Origin of the sequence: Bradyrhizobium liaoningense (genome assembly GCF_018130785.1) — a bacterium.
GTDB classification, from domain to species: domain Bacteria; phylum Pseudomonadota; class Alphaproteobacteria; order Rhizobiales; family Xanthobacteraceae; genus Bradyrhizobium; species Bradyrhizobium liaoningense_A.
Window position 1 is genome coordinate 16913 of sequence record NZ_JAFCJT010000042.1, and the last position, 16279, is coordinate 33191.

Genomic DNA, 16279 nt, shown 5'->3' on the forward strand with positions numbered 1-16279 from the left:
AAAAGCGTCAAAACAAAATCCAGCGCTATTGATGGGCGATCCGCATCATGGGAGATTCAGGCGATGCAGACATTCCCCTTCCGCCAACTCAATCCGGCCGCGCCGGCCTATCGGCGCGGTTGGGTGGACGAGGCCGTCGCCGCGATCGAGGCCGATCAGTGCCGCACGGCCGACACGCATCTGATCCGGCTGATCGTGCCGGCGCTCGCCGGCATCGATATCTATCTGAAGGATGAGTCCACGCATCCGACCGGCAGCCTGAAGCACCGCCTTGCGCGCTCGCTGTTCCTCTACGCGCTCTGCAACGGCCACATCCGCGAAGGTACGCCTGTGGTCGAGGCCTCGTCGGGATCGACGGCGGTGTCGGAAGCCTATTTCGCGCAGATGATCGGCGTGCCCTTCTACGCCGTGATGCCGCGCACAACCTCGGCGGAGAAGATTGCCGCGATCGAGCATTATCGCGGCAACTGCCATCTGATCGACGATAGCCGCGCGCTCTACGCGGAAGCCGCTGCGCTCGCCGCCCGGCTGAACGGCCACTACATGGACCAGTTCACATTTGCCGAACGCGCCACCGACTGGCGCGGCAACAATAACATCGCAGAATCGATCTTCACGCAATTGCAGGGCGAGCTCCGGCCGATCCCGGATTGGATCGTCATGGGTGCCGGCACCGGCGGCACCTCGGCCACCATCGGACGGTACTTGCGCTATCGCCAGTATCCGACACGGCTGTGCGTCGCCGACGTCGAGCATTCCGCCTTCTTCGACTGCTTCCGCACGCAGGACCGCTCTCACGTTTGCGAACGCCCATCGCTGATCGAGGGCGTTGGCCGGCCGCGCTGCGAACCCTCCTTCGTCCCCGGCGTCGTCGACCGGATGATGAAGATCCCGGATGCGGCAACGATCGCGGCGATGAACGTGCTTTCGCGCCGGCTGCGCCGCGCGGTCGGCGGCTCCACCGGCACCAACTTTCTGGCACTGTGCCGCCTCGCTTCGGAGATGCGACAGGCGAACGTATCAGGGTCGCTGGTGACGCTGATCTGCGATTCCGGCGAGCGCTACCGGCAGACCTATTACGAGCCCGAATGGCTGAAGGGGCGCGGTCTCGATCCTGCGCCGTTCGAGGCGGCCCTGTCGTCGTTCCTCACGACGGGCGAGCCGCTGACGCTCGACGTCGACGACGTCGCAAATCCACAGATCGTACCAAGCCCCGAGGCATCATAGCCGACGTCTCCCTGCCACTTGCAAAATGGCACGATCGTCACGGCAACTTCACTTGCCTTGCGCATGCATGCAGGTGACCGTTCCGTCTTCTCAACGAGGAGATCCTGCCGTGCGCCTTCCCATTCTCGATCCGAAAGATCTGACCGACGAACAGAAGCCGCTCTATGAGGACATGCGAGCCGGCATCAAGGACCACTTCAAGGGCTTTGTGAACATGCGCGACGACGGCGCGCTGCTCGGACCCTGGAATCCCTGGATCCGCGAGCCGCGCTTCGGCAAGCCGGTGTGGGAGTTGGTCAAGGCGATCGCGTCGAACCCGCTGCTGCCGGCGCCGGTGCGCGAGGTCGCGATCCTCGTCACCGGCTCGCATTTCCGCTCCGGCTACGAGCTCTATGCTCATGTGCTGGTTGCCGAGCAGCGCGGCCTCTCCGACGAGAAGCTCGCGACCATCGTCGCGGGGCAGCGTCCGGTCGATCTCACCAAGCAGGAGGCCGTCGCCTACGATGTGGCGTCCGCGCTGGTCAGCGGTGGCGTGCTGCCGGAATTGACCTGGCGCGCCGCGGTGAAGGAGTTCGGCGAGCACGGCGCGGCCGAGCTGTCCTATCTCGTCGGCGTCTACTGCATGGTCTCGGTCACGCTGAATACGTTCGACGTGCCGGTGCCTGAGTAGCTGGGATTAGTTGCGCACGACGTAGAGCGGCGTGCGCAACGTCACCTGATAGGACGGTTTCGGCGTCCACGCGCTCTGGGCGGTGATCCGAACAGGCGGTTGTCACTGTCGCCCATGCGGTGCATCCTCGTTGGCGAGGGCGGCGCCCGCCGAAATCGTCAGGCAAGGCACCCCCATCGCGGCAGTGCGGAAGGCCTGATGATGCGATGGGTGACGATGAGACAGGTGACAATCCGACGCGTGGCACTGTGATGACGGAACCGCGTGTTAGATGGAACGTGATCGCTCCTGTGGTCAAGCTGTATCGACCAGCGATGGACTGCACCGGCGTGGGCGGCTACCCTGCCGTGATCGCACCGACACACTCGCCGGCCAGAGTGCAGGCCGGACAACGGAAGGACGACAGCCATGAATACGTCACGCCGCATCCTGCTCACCGGTCTGGCGGGACTCGCCGTGGCCCCGACTGCCGTGGCCGCTGCCGTACCGTCGCCCGAACCTGGCGACGTAACGGTCGCTGAAGAGCGATTCGCGCGCACGATTGCCGCCGCGCATGCGTCCGACGTCACCTGCGCACGGCAGGCCGAACGTTATGCGGATGCGCATTGGCCTGAATATGTTGTGGCAGCCAGGGCCGTGCTCGACGCGCGCGTGTGATTCTTTCTTCCTTCTCCCCCTGTAGGAGAAGGTGGCGCGAAGCGTCGGATGAGGGGTTTGCCTCAGCGCATTCTGACGAGAGTTGGATTCGCGGAGACGTACCCCTCGCCCGTCTCGCCGCGGGGCGGCGAGCCGCCCTCTCCCACAACGGGAGAGGGTCTAGACCGTATTCACTTCTCCACCGCCCGCCGGACCTGTTCGCCGATCTGGGACAGCACGAGCTGCGCCTGCGGCAGGATCGCGCCCATGGCGTGGAAATTGTGGACCATGCCGTCGTGGCAGACGTGCTCGACTGCGACGCCCGCGGCGAGCAGCTTGCGCGCATAGGCATTGCCCTCGTCGCGCATCGGATCGAATTCGGCGGTGTGGATGATCGCGGTCGGCAGGCCTGCAAGCCGCGTCGCGCGCAAGGGCGAGATGCGGGGGGCGGCGGTGTCGATTCCGTCGGGCAGGTAGTCGGCGAGATCGGCTTCGATCGTGATGCGATCGATCAGATGCCCTTCGGCGAATGCCTCGCGCGAAGGCGAAGTCTCCTCGAAATCCAGCACCGGGCAGATCAGGCATTGCGCGACGATCGAGAGGCCGGCGGTCTGCATCGCCTCCTGGCACACGATCGCGGCGAGCGTGGCGCCAGCGGAATCGCCACCAACCACCAGACGTTCGGCGTCGATACCCAGCGACGAGGCTTGCCGCGCGACCCATTCGGTGGCCGCGATCGCATCAATGACGGCGGCTGGATATTTGTGCTCGGGCGCGAGCCGGTAATCGACCGAGACGAGGCGACAGCCGGTGACATGCGCCAGCGCGGCCGCGATGCGATCGTGCGTCGCAATGCTTCCGGCCACGAGCCCGCCGCCATGAAAGAACACGAAGCCCGGCGCGCGCTCGCCGGCAAAAGCGGGCGAATAAAGGCGATAGGGCAGCTCTCCACCGGGACCCGGAAGCGTGCCGTCGGAGGTGGTCACGTCCGGCGCATCAGTGCGCGCAAACTGCATCAGCTTCGCCAGCGACTGCCGCCGCGCCTCCACACTCGGCCGGCTCCGCGTCTGCGGCGCAGCCGCAGCCATCATGGTCAACAAACGCTTTGCGAGCGGATCGAGCGGCACGGGCCTTTCCTTCTTCCCTGGGGGGAGGTTAGCTCAGCATATTCCCGCAGGGAATCATTTAGAAATTGGGACAATAGTGCCCGGATATTTCCCAGGGGAGGCCGGTCATGGCCGAGATCAAGAAGCCGATCGAATATTCGCCGAGCTGGACCTTCTTCGAAGGCAAATGGCACGACGGCAACGTGCCGATCATGGGGCCGCGCACGCATGCGGCCTGGCTCGGCTCGGTCGTGTTCGACGGTGCGCGTGCGTTCGAGGGCGTCGCGCCCGATCTCGATCGCCATGTCGCGCGCGCCAATCAATCCGCGATCAATTTTGGCCTGAAGCCGGTGGTCGACACCGGCACCTGGCTTTCGCTCGCAAACGACGGCATTGCGCGCTTTGCGGCGGATGCCGAGCTGTATGTACGTCCGATGTACTGGGCGCAGAACGGTTCGGGCGGCGGCGTGCTGTTTGACCCCGAGACGACCAATTGGTGCCTGTGCATCTACGAGGCGCCGATGCCGAAGCCCGTCGGCAACGCCATCACGCTGTCGCCGTTCCGCCGGCCCACGGCCGAATGTGCGCCGGTCGAGGCCAAGGCCGCCTGTCTCTATCCGAACAATTCGCGGGCACTCGCGGAAGCCGCCGGGCGCGGCTTCCAGAACGCGCTGATGCTCGACATGCTCGGCAACGTCGCGGAGTTCGGCAATTCCAACGTGTTCATGGCGAAGGACGGCGTGGTCTACACGCCGGTGCCGAACGGCACGTTCCTGAACGGCATCACGCGCCAGCGCGTCATCAGCCTGCTGCGCGGCGACGGCGTCACCGTGGTCGAGAAGACGCTGCGCTATGCCGACTTCCTCGCCGCCGACGAGATCTTCTCGACCGGCAATTTCGCCAAGGTCGCCCCCGTCATCCGCATCGACGATCGCGAGCTGAAACCGGGCCCGCTCTACACCAAAGCGCGCAAGCTCTATTGGGACTTTGCGCATGCGGTGAAGCTGGCGGCGTAGGCGGCGCACGCTCCACTCTCATCACCCGGCTCAAGCCGGGCGATCCAGCATTCCTGTAAGTCTTCGATAGGCCGCGGCGAACTGGATGCCCCGCCTTTGCGGGGGCATGGCACCTGTTCCTAACGGATCCGTCTAAACCGGCTGAACTGGAACGCCTGCGTCGAATTCCAAGGCGTGTGGTGGACCTCGCTTTGCGTCTCGACCAGCTCGAACTCCGGCCCAAGCTCCGCGGCAAGGCTCGCACTGTCATGGCGCTGCACGGGCAGACCGCTGCACTTCTCCGGACCGTCAGGCGCAAACGTCGCGATGATGATTTGTCCGCCGGGCGCAACCGCCCACCGGAGGCGATCGACGTAAGCCGCCCTGTCGTGCGGATCGGTCAGGAAGTGAAACGCCGCACGATCGTGCCACACATCGTAGCGACGTGCCGGCCGCCATATGGTGGCGTCGGCGACCATCCAGTCGACTGTTGAAGCGGCCTCGCCAATTCGCTTTCTGGCGGCCTCAAGCGCGTTGGCGGAGAGATCCAGCACGGCGATGTCGCGGTATCCGTCCCGCAGGAGAGCGTCCACCAGCCGCGAAGCCCCGCCGCCGATATCGATGATGGCGGCGCGATGATCCGGATTGGCCGCGCGGACCATGTCGAGCGAGATCGCCGGGCTGTCCTGAAACCAGCTCACCTCGGCTTCGCCCTTGGTGGCGTAGACGTTCTGCCAATGCGTGGTGCGATCAGACATGGCGGCTCCGGCCTTGGCCGGGACGGCAGCGCGCATATGGCGATGCCGAATTGGCAGTTCGCGCGCCCGCCGCATGCGGACGCGCGGGCGCGAACGAAATCCCTACTCGTCCTTCTTCGACATCCGCTCGAGGCGTTCCTGCATGTCCTTCATCTGCTGGCGCAGGTCGTCGATGTTGCTGTCCTTCGGCGCCTCAGCGTTCGCATCGGGCTCCGGCTCCGATCCGGCCGCCGGACGGCCCGCGTTGGGGGCAAACGGCTTGAACATCGAGAAGGTCTGCTGGAACAGCTCCATGTTGCGGCGGACCTGTTCTTCCAACGGAGCAAAAGGAGTGCCGGAGAGCGTGTTGGCGATCTGTTTGCGGAACTTCTCCTGCTCCTGGGTCAGCGTCGCGATCGACTGCTCCAGATATTTCGGTACCACCATCTGCATGCTGTCGCCGTAGAAGCGGATGAGCTGGCGCAGGAAGGTGGTCGGCAACAGGTTCTGGCCGGCCTTGTTCTCCTGCTCGAAGATGATCTGGGCGAGCACGGAGCGGGTGATGTCGTCGCCGGTCTTGGCGTCGTAGACCAGGAAATCCTCGCCGTCCTTGACCATGGCGGCGAGGTCCTCGAGCGTCACGTAGGTACTCGTTCCGGTGTTATAGAGCCGGCGGTTCGCGTATTTCTTGATGGTGGTGGGTTGGTCTGATTTCGCCATGGGCTCTCACTTGCAAGCGCGGAGAACGGGAACCCGGCGGGCTATGCCGCAGGGCGGGAAGAGTACGCAACGCAACAAAATAAGCATTTTCAAAGGGCTCACGCTACCGTTTTGTGCGCCACGGTTAATTGCACAGCAAAAACCTGCTTGCGAAATCGCCAAGAACGCTATTTTGAATGCGCTGCGGCATGAATTCGGCCACCCGCCGATTGACATGCCGCAACGACGTTAACAGGATGCCATCCGAGACTGGCGAGCCGTTTCCCCAGCCCCGCCTGCCCCCAATTCAACCTCAGGAGATGCCCATGTCAGACGATGTCGTCATCGTCAGCGCCGCCCGCACCCCGGTCGGAAGCTTCAACGGAGCGTTCGCGACCCTTCCCGCCCACGATCTCGGCGCCGTCGCCATCAAGGCCGCGCTGGAACGCGGTGGCATCGAGCCCGGCCGGGTCTCGGAGGTCATCATGGGCCAGATCCTCACCGCGGCTCAGGGCCAGAACCCCGCCCGCCAGGCCTCGATCGCCGCCGGCATTCCGGTGGAGAGCCCCGCCTGGGGCGTCAACCAGCTTTGCGGCTCGGGCCTGCGTACGGTCGCGCTCGGCTACCAGGCACTGCTCAACGGCGATTCCGAGATCGTGGTCGCCGGTGGCCAGGAATCCATGAGCATGGCTCCGCACGCCCAGTATCTGCGCGGCGGCGTCAAGATGGGTGCGCTCGAATTCGTCGACACCATGATCAAGGACGGCCTGTGGGATGCCTTCAACGGCTATCACATGGGCAACACGGCCGAGAACGTCGCGCGCCAGTGGCAGATCACCCGCGCCCAGCAGGACGAATTCGCGGTCGCCTCGCAGCAGAAGGCTGAGGCTGCGCAGAAGGCCGGCAAGTTCAACGACGAAATCGTCCCCGTCACCATCAAGACCCGCAAGGGCGACGTCGTCGTCAGCGCCGACGAATATCCGCGCCACGGCGCCACCCTCGACGCCATGGCGAAGCTCCGTCCTGCCTTCGAGAAGGAAGGCACGGTCACCGCGGGCTCGGCCTCCGGCATCAACGACGGCGCTGCCGCCGTGGTGCTGATGACCGCCAAGCAGGCGGCCAAGGAAGGCAAGAAGCCGCTCGCGCGCATCGTGTCCTGGGCGCAGGCCGGCGTCGATCCGAAGATCATGGGCTCGGGCCCGATCCCGGCTTCGCGTGCCGCGCTCAAGAAGGCGGGCTGGAACGTCGGCGATCTCGACCTGATCGAGGCCAACGAGGCCTTCGCGGCGCAGGCTTGTGCCGTGAACAAGGATCTTGGCTGGGATACCTCCAAGGTCAACGTCAATGGCGGCGCGATCGCGATCGGCCATCCGGTCGGCGCTTCCGGCGCGCGCGTGCTGGTGACGCTGCTGCACGAGATGCAGAAGCGCGATTCGAAGAAGGGCCTCGCCACGCTGTGCATCGGCGGCGGCATGGGTATCGCGATGTGTCTGGCGCGCGACTGAAGATAGCTGACGCGTAACTTACGCGTCACTTGCGCGTGCGCTGCACACACAGATGAGTGCGTTGCACGCGACTAAAAAGGCGGCGGTTGCAAATCAAATATTCTTCGCAACCGCGCAAGCCTCGACTAAATACAAACGCCCGGCTCGACGCCGGGCGTTTTGTTCTTGATGTCCGTCAAACCTGCCGCATAATCCACCGCTAAAAACGATCACTCAGAAACGTCCGAAGAGTCCAAGGGAAGGAATACGATATGGCACGTGTTGCACTGGTGACGGGTGGTACGCGGGGCATCGGGGCTGCGATCAGCAAGGCGCTGAAGGCGGCCGGCTACAAGGTCGCGGCAAGCTATGCCGGCAACGATGCGGCGGCGGAGAAGTTCAAGGCCGAAACCGGCATCGCCGTCTACAAATGGGACGTCAGCAATTTCGATGCCTGCGCCGAAGGTGTGAAGAAGGTCGAGGCCGATCTCGGTCCCGTAGACATCCTCGTGAACAATGCCGGCATCACCCGCGACACCGCCTTCCACAAGATGACGTTGGAACAGTGGAACGCCGTCATCAACACCAATCTCGGCTCGCTGTTCAACATGACGCGCCAGGTCATCGAGGGCATGCGCGCGCGCAAGTTCGGCCGCGTCATCTCGATCTCGTCGATCAACGGCCAGAAGGGGCAGTTCGGCCAGGTCAACTATTCCGCGGCAAAGGCCGGCGACATCGGCTTTACCAAGGCGCTCGCGCTTGAGAATGCCAAGGGCGGAATCACCGTCAACGTGATCGCGCCGGGCTACATCAATACCGAAATGGTGCAGGCCGTGCCGAAGGACGTGTTGGAAAAGAACGTGATCCCGCAGATCCCGGTCAACCGGCTCGGAGAACCCGAGGAGATCGCGCGCGCCGTGGTGTTCCTCGCCGCCGACGATGCCGGCTTCATCACCGGCTCCACGCTGACCATCAATGGCGGCCAGTATCACGCCTGATAGGGCATCAAGCCTGTAGATTCAGGCGCGACAAGGCGATAGTGAAGACGAAATGCCCGGCCTCGTGCCGGGCATCATCGTCCTCAGAGCCTTTGATTGATGACCCCGCGCACAGCCACACTGATCGGATTGACCGCGATCCTGATGTGGTCGCTGCTTTCCGTCATGACGGTGGCGACCGGAAAGATCCCGGCGTTCCAGCTCGCCGCCATGACGTTCGCGATCGGCGGTCTCGTCGGTCTCCTCACCTGGGTCGGCCGCGGCGATGCGGCCAGAAGCTTGCGTCAGCCGCTGGTTGTATGGGTCGTCGGCGTCGGTGGCCTGTTCGGCTATCACGCACTGTATTTCCTGGCGCTGCGCTTTGCGCCGCCGGCCGAGGCCGGTCTTTTGAATTACATGTGGCCGCTCCTGATCGTGCTGTTCTCGTCGTTCCTGCCGGGCGAGCGACTTGCCGCGCATCACATCATTGGTGCCGTGCTCGGTCTCGTCGGCACCGTGCTGCTGTTCGCCGGGAGCACCTCCGGCTTCGCGCCGGGCCAGCTGCCGGGATTGATCGCGGCCTTCATCGCTGCATTCGTCTGGGCGACCTACTCGGTGCTGTCGCGGCGATTGAAAGCGGTGCCAACCGATGCGGTCGCGGGCTTCTGCCTTGCTACCGCGCTGCTCGCCGCGCTGATGCATGGTCTGCTTGAAACCACGGTGTGGCCGGAGACGACGCTGCAATGGCTCTCCGTGGCCGCCCTCGGCATCGGCCCCGTCGGTGCCGCGTTCTACGCCTGGGACATCGGCATGAAGCGCGGTGATATCCGCGTGCTCGGCGCCGCATCCTATGCCACGCCGCTGCTCTCGACCGGCTTCCTCGTCGCCGCCGGTTTTGCAAAAGCCAGCGCCAACATCGCCATCGCCGCGATCCTGATTGCCGGCGGCGGCCTGATCGCGGCGAAGGACATGGTGCTGCGGAAGCGATGACGCGGTTGATCGCCGTTCCGCTGGCGTTGACCGTGGTGCTCTCTGGCCCGAGTGTCGTCGCGCAAGTCAGCGCGACGCCCGAAACGTTCACAGGCATTCATCGGAACGAGGGCGTGAACGGCCGCCCCGAGACGGTTACGATAACCGATGGGAGATCCTTCATCCGGCTGACGGAGCAGCAATATCGGGCCGGTGGTTATCGGCCGGCTTACGAGGCGCTTTTGACGAGGATCATTCGCCGACTGCCATTGAAAAAGCCCGCTCCAGCCGATCTGGATTGACCTGCCATATCGGCGGACGGCAGATTGAGCACGCATTCGCCGGTGCGAATCATGTTCTCGGTGGTCTTGGAGTTGCGTGCGAGCCCGAGCATGCAGCGCCATCCCACCCACCACGCCGACGACATCGGCGCGAGGTTGTGGCTGCCGTCGTCATTGGTCGATCCGATCAGGACGACGGGTGTTCCGAAATACAATATGGCCGAGTCGATCTGGACGGCGGCAGGGCCGAGTGTTCCGTGCATCGTGCGCTCCTCTTCTGGAAGCGCAGTCCTGGAGCGTGAGAGGAATCGAACCCACCCGATTCCGGATCGGGGACCTACGGCTCCCAGTCCTTCGGCGCTAGCTCGAATTTTGCGAACTCGAACGCGGGCGCCACGGTGCAGCCGACCAGCGTCCACTCTCCCATGCTCTCCGCCATCTGCCACGCATCCGCCGGCACGATCGCCTGCGGCCGCTCGCCGCCTGACAGATCCGTGCCGAGCCGCACCTCGTGTTGCGAGCAGCCTTCATGCGCGATGCGCAGCGTCAGCGGGCTGCCGGCGTAGTAGTGCCAGGTCTCCACGGCGTCGATGCGATGCCAGTGCGAGCGTTCGCCGCGCGCGAGCAGGAAATAAATGAGGGTCGAGCGCGACCGGCCGTTGGTATCAGTGGTCTGGTCGCGAAACGTCTCGCGATAGTGCCCGCCCTCGGGATGCGGACGGAGTTCGAGGCGTGCGATGATCTCGGCTGCGGTCGGCATCGATCCCCGTCAGGATTTGTTCTTCAAGATTTGTTTTTGCGCTCGCGCAGCTCGCCGAACACCGCGGCGGCGTCCGCGCCCTTCATGTGTAACCTGGCTGCGATCGACGGTTCATCAGCGCGCAGGAACACGTTTGCTCGCTTTTCGTCACCAAGCAGTGATGGAATGGTCGGCTTGTTCTCGGCCCGCAGCTTCGCCACCTCCGCCGCGCGCGCCTGCAGTGCCGCGTTGTCCGGATCGATGGTGAGCGCGAACTTGACGTTGGACGCGGTGTATTCGTGCCCGCAATAGAGCTTGAAGTCGTCAGGCAGCGCCCGCAGCTTCAGAAGCGAGTCCCACATCATCGGGTAGTCGCCTTCGAACACGCGGCCGCAGCCGATCGAGAACAGCGTATCCGCGGCGAACAACGTCTTCTCGTTGTCGAACACGTAGGAGATGTGATCGAGCGTGTGACCGGGCGTTTCGAGCACGCGTCCCAGCAAGCTGCCGACCTTGACGATGTCGGCATTGGCGACGCGCAGGTCGACGTTGGCGATCCCAGTCGTCTTGTCATGCGGCGCGACGACGCGGCAATTGAATTTCTGCTTGAGTTCGGCGACCCCGCCGACATGATCGCCGTGATGGTGAGTGATCAGGATGTCGGTGAGCTGCCAGCCCTCGCGCTCCAGCGCCTTCAGGATGGGGCCGGCCTCCGGCGCGTCGATCGACGCCGTCGCCTTGGTTTCCACATCGTGGATCAGATAACCGAAATTATCGCTTAAACAGCTGAAAGTACGAATTTCGGCGGCCATGTCATCTCCATCGCGCTCAGCCCCGCAGACAAATATGGCGTTAACGTTGCGCAGGCAATGCAATATTCCGCGCGCGGGGGTCGCCCCGCGCATGTTACATTGCCGTCATGACCATTGATGTCGTCGACCTCCGCGAGTTCTACTCCCGTCGCCTCGGGATTGTGGCGCGGCAAATGATCAATCGCGGCATCAGGCAGCGCTGGCCGACCGCCGCGGGCCAGCGTGTGCTCGGCATCGGCTATCCCACGCCCTATCTCGGCCTGTTCCGCGAGGACGCGGAGCGCTGCATCGCCTTCATGCCGGCGGCGCAGGGCGTCTTGAAATGGCCGACGGGGCGGCCGGCGCTGGCCTCGCTGGTCGATGAGTTCTCGCTGCCGCTTCCTGACGCCGCGGTCGACCGGATCCTGCTGGTTCATGCGCTGGAGATGTCGGACGATCCGGCCGCGCTCTTGCGCGAGGTATGGCGGGTGCTGTCGCCCTCCGGCCGTGTGATCGCGGTGATCCCGAACCGGCGCGGGGTGTGGACCCGCACCGACAGCACGCCGTTCGGTCACGGACGGCCCTATTCGCGCTCGCAGATCACCGACCTCCTGCGCCAGACCTGGTTCACGCCGACCGCCTGGGGCGAGGCGCTGTTCATGCCGCCCTATGCCGGCGGCTGGGTGCTGAAATCGGCGCAGATGTGGGAGCGTGCGGGCGCGGCGCTGTCGTTGCCCTTTGCCGGCGTGCACATTGTCGAGGCGACCAAGCAGGTCTATCGCGCGATCCCCGCCAAGCGCGAGCGTGCCCGGCTGATTCCCGCGCTGACGAAGCCCGTGCTGGTGCCGTCCTCGACTACGGTCACGCGCAGCGAGAGCCCATTTCCGTTCCGGTGAAATCGAAGCGGGGCTCGCATCTCTGGTTGACGCGGACCGGTACCCACGTCGCGCGAAAGCGCTCTGAAAACAAATCGTCCCGGCGAGGCCGGGACGGTTTAGTTCAGGATGTCTGCGAAAGGGTTGCGGCTTACTCGCCGGAGGCCACTTCGTCGCTGGAGCCGGCCGGAGCAGCCTCGCGCTCGGGGCGCGGGCCATGCGGCCGGCGGCGCCGCCGCGGGAAGCGTTCGCCGCCACCACCGCCTTCGAAGCCGCCCTGACCGCCATTCGCGCCACTATTCACCTGCGGCTGAGCGCCGGTGATGAAGGAGGGCAGGCGATCGACGCTGCCGGTATCGGCAACGACGGGCTGCGGCTGGTTCTGCGGTTGCGGTTGCGGCTGATATTGCGGCTGCGCACGATGGTCGCGTTCGCGGTGTTCGCGCGGCTGCTGCTGGTCGCGCTGATAGGGTTGCTGGCTGTCGCGCTGCTGATGATCACGCTGGTGGTGCTCGCGCTGGCCGTCGCGCATGAAAGGCTGCGGCTGCGGCTGCGGGACGAAGCCCGGCTCCTGACCGAAATTCGAGAAATTCTCGCCGTCGTCCTCGCTGTCGTCGCTGCTGCTGACGGGCTCGTCGCCGCGCGGCTGCTGGTTCTGGCGGAACTGTTCCTGGGCGGCCGCGATCAGGCGGAAATAATGCTCGGCGTGCTGGTAGTAGTTCTCGGCGGCGACCGGGTCGCCGGAAGAGCGCGCATCGCGCGCGAGCTGAAGATATTTTTCGGCGATGTGCGAAGCCGTGCCGCGGATCTTGATGTCGGGTCCGTTCGATTCGTAAACCCGGGTCATCGGGTTCTGGCCGCGCCGGTTATTGTTGTTGTTATTGTTATTGCGGTTGCGCATCCGCTGCTTGTTCTGACCGTTTCTCATGTCCTGCCTTTAATTCCAGCCCTAAAGGTTGCACGCATTACTGATTGCTCGGAGTGACCTGATGACAGCGGTTCACATCTCTCGCGCGCACCGCGCGCAAGAGCGGCTTGAACCCTGCCGATGTTCGTCGACCGTCGCGTTCAACAAAGACGCGTTCCCCACCCGCCAGCATTCATCGCCAGCGAACCCATTCATATCGCCTGCCGAAACAAGCCCAGCTGTGTTGCGTAAGTCTTCAAGCGCAATATCAGGCTTTCGTTCACGTTGCGGTCGGAGAGCAGCGCAGCTCCAATGGCCATCGCGCTCAACAGGACCTGCGGCTTGGAACCTTTAATCAGTAAAGCTCTCGCCCGAGAGCCCGGCTTTCGCCCGTAGGTGTACGGGGCCGGCACCGATGTGTTGATCGGAACGTAGTCGTTCCCAAGGGATATTCCAAGAGGTTTTTTGCAGTCCAATCCGGCTTTTATGGGGGCATTTTTCGGGCCGAAACCGCCCGCGGGATGCCCGCCAAATCGGCCTTGGGCGGCCTGTCCAAAAATAACGCGGCGGCGGTCATCAAGGTTTCAATATCCCGGGCCTGCCCCTGCCCGGCCTCGACGATCAACGCCCCGTCAGGTGCGAGCAGCTCGGCCGCCTGCGGGATCAGGGCGCGGTAGGCGTCATAGCCGTCATTGCCCCCGTCGAGGGCCAGATGCGGATCGTGCTGGCGCACTTCGATGCTCAGTTTCGGAATTTCCCCTGCGGGAATATAGGGCGGATTCGACACGATGAGATCGAACGGGCCGCGGAGCGCCGCCGCATAGGAGCAGGCGACGAAGCCGGAGCGGTCGGCGAGGCCCAGAGCTGCGGCATTGCTCCTCGCGGTGTCGAGCGCGGAGAGGCTGAGATCGGTTCCGACACCGAAGGCATCGGGAATTTCGTGCAGCAGCGCGAGCAGGATTGCGCCGGATCCGGTGCCGATATCCGCGATTCGCGGGCGCTGCCCCGATATCGTGCCCCCACGAAAGATCTCCAGTGCCAGTTCGACTACGGTCTCGGTGTCCGGCCGCGGCACCAGCGTCGCTTCGGACAGTTGGAACGGCAAGCCCCAGAATTCGCGCGCGCCGAGAATGCGGGCGACCGGCTCATGCGCGAGCCGGCGCTGCGCATATGCTTCGAGCCGCGCAGCCTCATCTGGCGTGAGTTGGCGCGCCGCCTGCGTGACCATGCCGGTCAAATCAAGCCTCAACGCGGCTCCGATGAGCAGGCGCGCATCAAGGGCGGGCTCCTCGATGCCGGCCGATTGCAGCCGCGCCGCAAGCGCGCGCCGCGCACTCTCGATGCTGTGTCCGGACTCGAAACCTGTCGCCAATGGAGCCATCCTGCCTGGTATCGTGGATAGATCGGCGGCCTTGCTTGCGTCAACGGAAAGGAGCGCGTCTGATCGCAGGTCGCAGCGAGGGAGGGAGCCATGACGGCCTACGAGGATCAGAACGTCTTTGCAAAGATCCTGCGCGGCGAGATTCCCTGCTTCGAGGTATTCAGGGACGATCGCAGCTTCGCCTTCCTCGACATCATGCCGCGCTCGCCGGGGCACACGCTGGTCATTCCCCGGGCGCCGGCGCGCGGCATCCTCGATATCGCGGATGACGATCTCGCCGCGGTCGCCCGAACCGCCAAGCGGATCGCGATCGCGGCGATGAAGGCGTTCGACGCCGAGGGCATCATCCTGCAGCAGTTCAGCGAGCCCGCAAGCGGGCAGGTGGTCTTCCACCTGCACATGCACGTCATGCCGGTCAGGGCCGGAATCAAGCTGCTGCCGGCGCAGACGCGCAAGGAAGACATGGCGGTGCTCGCCGATCACGCCAAGCGGATGATTGCGGCACTTGGCAGTTGATCGAGATAGCGCTGCACCAAGATCGTAGGACGGGTAGAGTTGTCGCGAAACCCATCATCGAGACAAACTCGAAATTGACTGGCGCAGCTTCACTTCACCGAATCTGCGAGCCAGCGATCTTTCATCGAACCTTCATCAGTTCTTGTTCAGCGGGCGGGGTCGAAGGGGGGAGCCAGTCGGACATTCGAGCGCGGCACGATCCCAGCGTCCGCTATCAGCTGCTGCCTGATAGGTGCTTTGCAGAAACGCCATGAGCGTGGCCTCTGGCTCGCTGGATTTTCGCACAAGGTCGTAGGGCAGGAGATATTCGCCGAGCTTCCGATCGAAGTATGCGCCCGCCGGCATGGTCTGTCCGTCAGCAAAGCCATTCGGGGTGGGGTAGGCATAAGAGTAGAAAGCCGCAAAGTCTGTACCACCTCCGCCCGGCCAAAAGCCGGCGGACGAGACCTCATCGCTATAGGCCTCGCGTGTCACGACATCCGGCAAACCCGGGACGCCCCCCGGGTGAAGCGGAGCGGAACGCCCAGAGAAGCGCGTCACCGCGAGATCGAAGCTGCCCCAGAAGAGATGGACCGGACTGACCTTCCCGGTGAACCCCGTCCGAAACCGATAAAACACTCCGCTGATCGCGACGAGGGCGCGGAAGAACCGCGTCACGGCGTCTGCGTCATAGGGCCTGATTTGGCGGTCCTCCGTGAACGGGATCGGATCTGGGACCTCACTGGGCCGACCGTCAAACTCTGGTGTTCCGTCGAGATGTCCTACCAAATCACAGAACCGGGCGTGAAATTCCGCGACGGACATTCGCCCGAGCGGCATTTCCGCCCTGCGCCCATCAGCTGCCTCTCCGATCAGGACATGACGGGAGAGATCGAAGACGATCTCGATACCTGATGCGTCTGGAATCAGCGAAGTCGTGAGCCCGCGTGCATTCACGTAGAAGGTCGCGTGCCAGGAATGGTTGACCCATGGCGTTCTCGCGAGCCGATACTTGCCGACAATCTGGCAATACAGATGAAGCGCGGAACAGCTTTCGCGCCATGCCTCGAAGGGGATCTCCGGCCAGATCGCGCTCATAGCGTCTCCTCCCTCAGGTTCGGTTCGGCTTGGCAAGACACTCACCTCGGCAAAAAGGCGACCCTGTGTCCGCTTTGGGCAGATTTTGTTGCAAAAGTCGGCTGTAACCGACGGATGTCTTTCGGCCATTCGGTCAGGCCGACCGGCTTTGATCCGCCGCCCCTAACGCTCTCAACGCAACTCCTACGCTACGCAATGCGCAAAGCATGAGC

General features: G+C 64.1%; 18 protein-coding genes. 9 read left to right on the top strand and 9 right to left on the bottom strand.

Annotated features, from left to right (window positions below):
• The first annotated feature begins 63 nt into the window (after positions 1 to 63).
• The 3 genes from JQ627_RS37895 to JQ627_RS37905 all read left to right on the top strand — a co-directional run bounded on the left by JQ627_RS37895 (position 64) and on the right by JQ627_RS37905 (position 2554).
• A complete protein-coding gene (locus JQ627_RS37895) occupies positions 64 to 1227 on the top strand; it encodes a PLP-dependent cysteine synthase family protein (RefSeq protein WP_212489421.1) in 1164 nt (387 codons plus the stop codon).
• 109 nt (positions 1228 to 1336) lie between these two features.
• Complete coding sequence (locus tag JQ627_RS37900) at positions 1337 to 1897, top strand: carboxymuconolactone decarboxylase family protein (protein WP_212489422.1); 561 nt, start codon at positions 1337 to 1339, stop codon at positions 1895 to 1897.
• A 408-nt stretch (positions 1898 to 2305) separates the two neighbouring features.
• Complete coding sequence (locus tag JQ627_RS37905; protein ID WP_212489423.1) at positions 2306 to 2554, top strand: hypothetical protein; 249 nt, start codon at positions 2306 to 2308, stop codon at positions 2552 to 2554.
• Between the two features lie 170 nt (positions 2555 to 2724).
• Here the strand turns inward: JQ627_RS37905 and JQ627_RS37910 are convergent, their stop codons facing one another.
• Positions 2725 to 3660 carry an alpha/beta hydrolase gene (locus JQ627_RS37910; protein ID WP_212489424.1) on the bottom strand — a complete coding sequence of 312 codons (936 nt, stop codon included), beginning with the start codon at positions 3658 to 3660 and terminating at the stop codon, positions 2725 to 2727.
• 107 nt (positions 3661 to 3767) lie between these two features.
• On the opposite strand from JQ627_RS37910, the gene JQ627_RS37915 reads away from it, so the two are divergent.
• On the top strand, positions 3768 to 4655 hold the full coding sequence (locus JQ627_RS37915) for a branched-chain amino acid aminotransferase (RefSeq protein WP_212489425.1): 888 nt from the start codon (positions 3768 to 3770) through the stop codon (positions 4653 to 4655).
• A 119-nt stretch (positions 4656 to 4774) separates the two neighbouring features.
• Here JQ627_RS37915 and JQ627_RS37920 read toward each other — a convergent pair whose 3' ends face one another.
• Both JQ627_RS37920 and phaR read right to left on the bottom strand, forming a co-directional pair.
• Positions 4775 to 5392: a trans-aconitate 2-methyltransferase gene (locus tag JQ627_RS37920; RefSeq protein ID WP_212489426.1), complete on the bottom strand. Its 618-nt coding sequence runs from the start codon at positions 5390 to 5392 to the stop codon at positions 4775 to 4777.
• A gap of 102 nt (positions 5393 to 5494) precedes the next feature.
• Positions 5495 to 6091 (bottom strand): polyhydroxyalkanoate synthesis repressor PhaR, encoded by a 597-nt coding sequence (gene phaR, locus JQ627_RS37925; RefSeq protein WP_212489427.1) that lies wholly within the window; start codon positions 6089 to 6091, stop codon positions 5495 to 5497.
• Positions 6092 to 6396: 305 nt separating this feature from the next.
• On the opposite strand from phaR, the gene JQ627_RS37930 reads away from it, so the two are divergent.
• The 3 genes from JQ627_RS37930 to JQ627_RS37940 all read left to right on the top strand — a co-directional run bounded on the left by JQ627_RS37930 (position 6397) and on the right by JQ627_RS37940 (position 9521).
• Positions 6397 to 7575 carry an acetyl-CoA C-acetyltransferase gene (locus tag JQ627_RS37930; protein ID WP_212489428.1) on the top strand — a complete coding sequence of 393 codons (1179 nt, stop codon included), beginning with the start codon at positions 6397 to 6399 and terminating at the stop codon, positions 7573 to 7575.
• 251 nt (positions 7576 to 7826) lie between these two features.
• Entirely contained in the window at positions 7827 to 8552 is a 726-nt protein-coding gene (gene phbB / locus JQ627_RS37935) for an acetoacetyl-CoA reductase (protein ID WP_212489429.1), read from the top strand.
• A 99-nt stretch (positions 8553 to 8651) separates the two neighbouring features.
• Positions 8652 to 9521 (top strand): DMT family transporter, encoded by an 870-nt coding sequence (locus JQ627_RS37940; RefSeq protein WP_212489430.1) that lies wholly within the window; start codon positions 8652 to 8654, stop codon positions 9519 to 9521.
• Positions 9522 to 9729: 208 nt separating this feature from the next.
• On the opposite strand, the gene JQ627_RS37945 is transcribed toward JQ627_RS37940, so the two are convergent.
• The 3 genes from JQ627_RS37945 to gloB form a co-directional block, all read right to left on the bottom strand.
• On the bottom strand, positions 9730 to 10044 hold the full coding sequence (locus JQ627_RS37945; protein WP_409363844.1) for a flavin reductase family protein: 315 nt from the start codon (positions 10042 to 10044) through the stop codon (positions 9730 to 9732).
• A gap of 74 nt (positions 10045 to 10118) precedes the next feature.
• Positions 10119 to 10541, bottom strand: a complete 423-nt coding sequence (locus JQ627_RS37950) for a cupin domain-containing protein (protein WP_212489431.1) — start codon at positions 10539 to 10541, stop codon at positions 10119 to 10121.
• Positions 10542 to 10564: 23 nt separating this feature from the next.
• A complete protein-coding gene (gloB, locus tag JQ627_RS37955) occupies positions 10565 to 11332 on the bottom strand; it encodes a hydroxyacylglutathione hydrolase (RefSeq protein WP_212489432.1) in 768 nt (255 codons plus the stop codon).
• A 107-nt stretch (positions 11333 to 11439) separates the two neighbouring features.
• Between gloB and JQ627_RS37960 the strand changes: the two genes are divergently transcribed.
• A complete protein-coding gene (locus JQ627_RS37960; protein WP_212489433.1) occupies positions 11440 to 12207 on the top strand; it encodes a methyltransferase domain-containing protein in 768 nt (255 codons plus the stop codon).
• A 130-nt stretch (positions 12208 to 12337) separates the two neighbouring features.
• On the opposite strand, the gene JQ627_RS37965 is transcribed toward JQ627_RS37960, so the two are convergent.
• Positions 12338 to 13114, bottom strand: a complete 777-nt coding sequence (locus tag JQ627_RS37965) for a DUF4167 domain-containing protein (protein WP_212489434.1) — start codon at positions 13112 to 13114, stop codon at positions 12338 to 12340.
• Positions 13115 to 13577: 463 nt separating this feature from the next.
• Complete coding sequence (prmC, locus tag JQ627_RS37970; RefSeq protein WP_212489435.1) at positions 13578 to 14474, bottom strand: peptide chain release factor N(5)-glutamine methyltransferase; 897 nt, start codon at positions 14472 to 14474, stop codon at positions 13578 to 13580.
• Between the two features lie 90 nt (positions 14475 to 14564).
• Between prmC and JQ627_RS37975 the strand changes: the two genes are divergently transcribed.
• Entirely contained in the window at positions 14565 to 14990 is a 426-nt protein-coding gene (locus JQ627_RS37975) for an HIT family protein (protein ID WP_212489436.1), read from the top strand.
• A gap of 135 nt (positions 14991 to 15125) precedes the next feature.
• Here JQ627_RS37975 and JQ627_RS37980 read toward each other — a convergent pair whose 3' ends face one another.
• Positions 15126 to 16067, bottom strand: coding sequence for a DUF5996 family protein (locus JQ627_RS37980; protein ID WP_212489437.1), 942 nt, complete (start codon positions 16065 to 16067; stop codon positions 15126 to 15128).
• Positions 16068 to 16279: the final 212 nt, after the last annotated feature.

Excerpts from the sequence above, each read along its gene's own strand:
- gloB (WP_212489432.1), bottom strand. The coding sequence starts at position 11,332 with ATGGCCGCCGAAATTCGTACTTTCAGCTGTTTAAGCGATAATTTCGGT.
- JQ627_RS37895 (WP_212489421.1), top strand. The coding sequence starts at position 64 with ATGCAGACATTCCCCTTCCGCCAACTCAATCCGGCCGCGCCGGCCTAT.
- JQ627_RS37915 (WP_212489425.1), top strand. The coding sequence starts at position 3,768 with ATGGCCGAGATCAAGAAGCCGATCGAATATTCGCCGAGCTGGACCTTC.
- JQ627_RS37965 (WP_212489434.1), bottom strand. The coding sequence starts at position 13,114 with ATGAGAAACGGTCAGAACAAGCAGCGGATGCGCAACCGCAATAACAAT.
- JQ627_RS37940 (WP_212489430.1), top strand. The coding sequence starts at position 8,652 with ATGACCCCGCGCACAGCCACACTGATCGGATTGACCGCGATCCTGATG.
- JQ627_RS37930 (WP_212489428.1), top strand. The coding sequence starts at position 6,397 with ATGTCAGACGATGTCGTCATCGTCAGCGCCGCCCGCACCCCGGTCGGA.
- phaR (WP_212489427.1), bottom strand. The coding sequence starts at position 6,091 with ATGGCGAAATCAGACCAACCCACCACCATCAAGAAATACGCGAACCGC.
- JQ627_RS37945 (WP_409363844.1), bottom strand. The coding sequence starts at position 10,044 with ATGCACGGAACACTCGGCCCTGCCGCCGTCCAGATCGACTCGGCCATA.
- JQ627_RS37980 (WP_212489437.1), bottom strand. The coding sequence starts at position 16,067 with ATGAGCGCGATCTGGCCGGAGATCCCCTTCGAGGCATGGCGCGAAAGC.
- JQ627_RS37905 (WP_212489423.1), top strand. The coding sequence starts at position 2,306 with ATGAATACGTCACGCCGCATCCTGCTCACCGGTCTGGCGGGACTCGCC.
- phbB (WP_212489429.1), top strand. The coding sequence starts at position 7,827 with ATGGCACGTGTTGCACTGGTGACGGGTGGTACGCGGGGCATCGGGGCT.
- JQ627_RS37920 (WP_212489426.1), bottom strand. The coding sequence starts at position 5,392 with ATGTCTGATCGCACCACGCATTGGCAGAACGTCTACGCCACCAAGGGC.
- JQ627_RS37950 (WP_212489431.1), bottom strand. The coding sequence starts at position 10,541 with ATGCCGACCGCAGCCGAGATCATCGCACGCCTCGAACTCCGTCCGCAT.
- prmC (WP_212489435.1), bottom strand. The coding sequence starts at position 14,474 with ATGGCTCCATTGGCGACAGGTTTCGAGTCCGGACACAGCATCGAGAGT.
- JQ627_RS37975 (WP_212489436.1), top strand. The coding sequence starts at position 14,565 with ATGACGGCCTACGAGGATCAGAACGTCTTTGCAAAGATCCTGCGCGGC.
- JQ627_RS37960 (WP_212489433.1), top strand. The coding sequence starts at position 11,440 with ATGACCATTGATGTCGTCGACCTCCGCGAGTTCTACTCCCGTCGCCTC.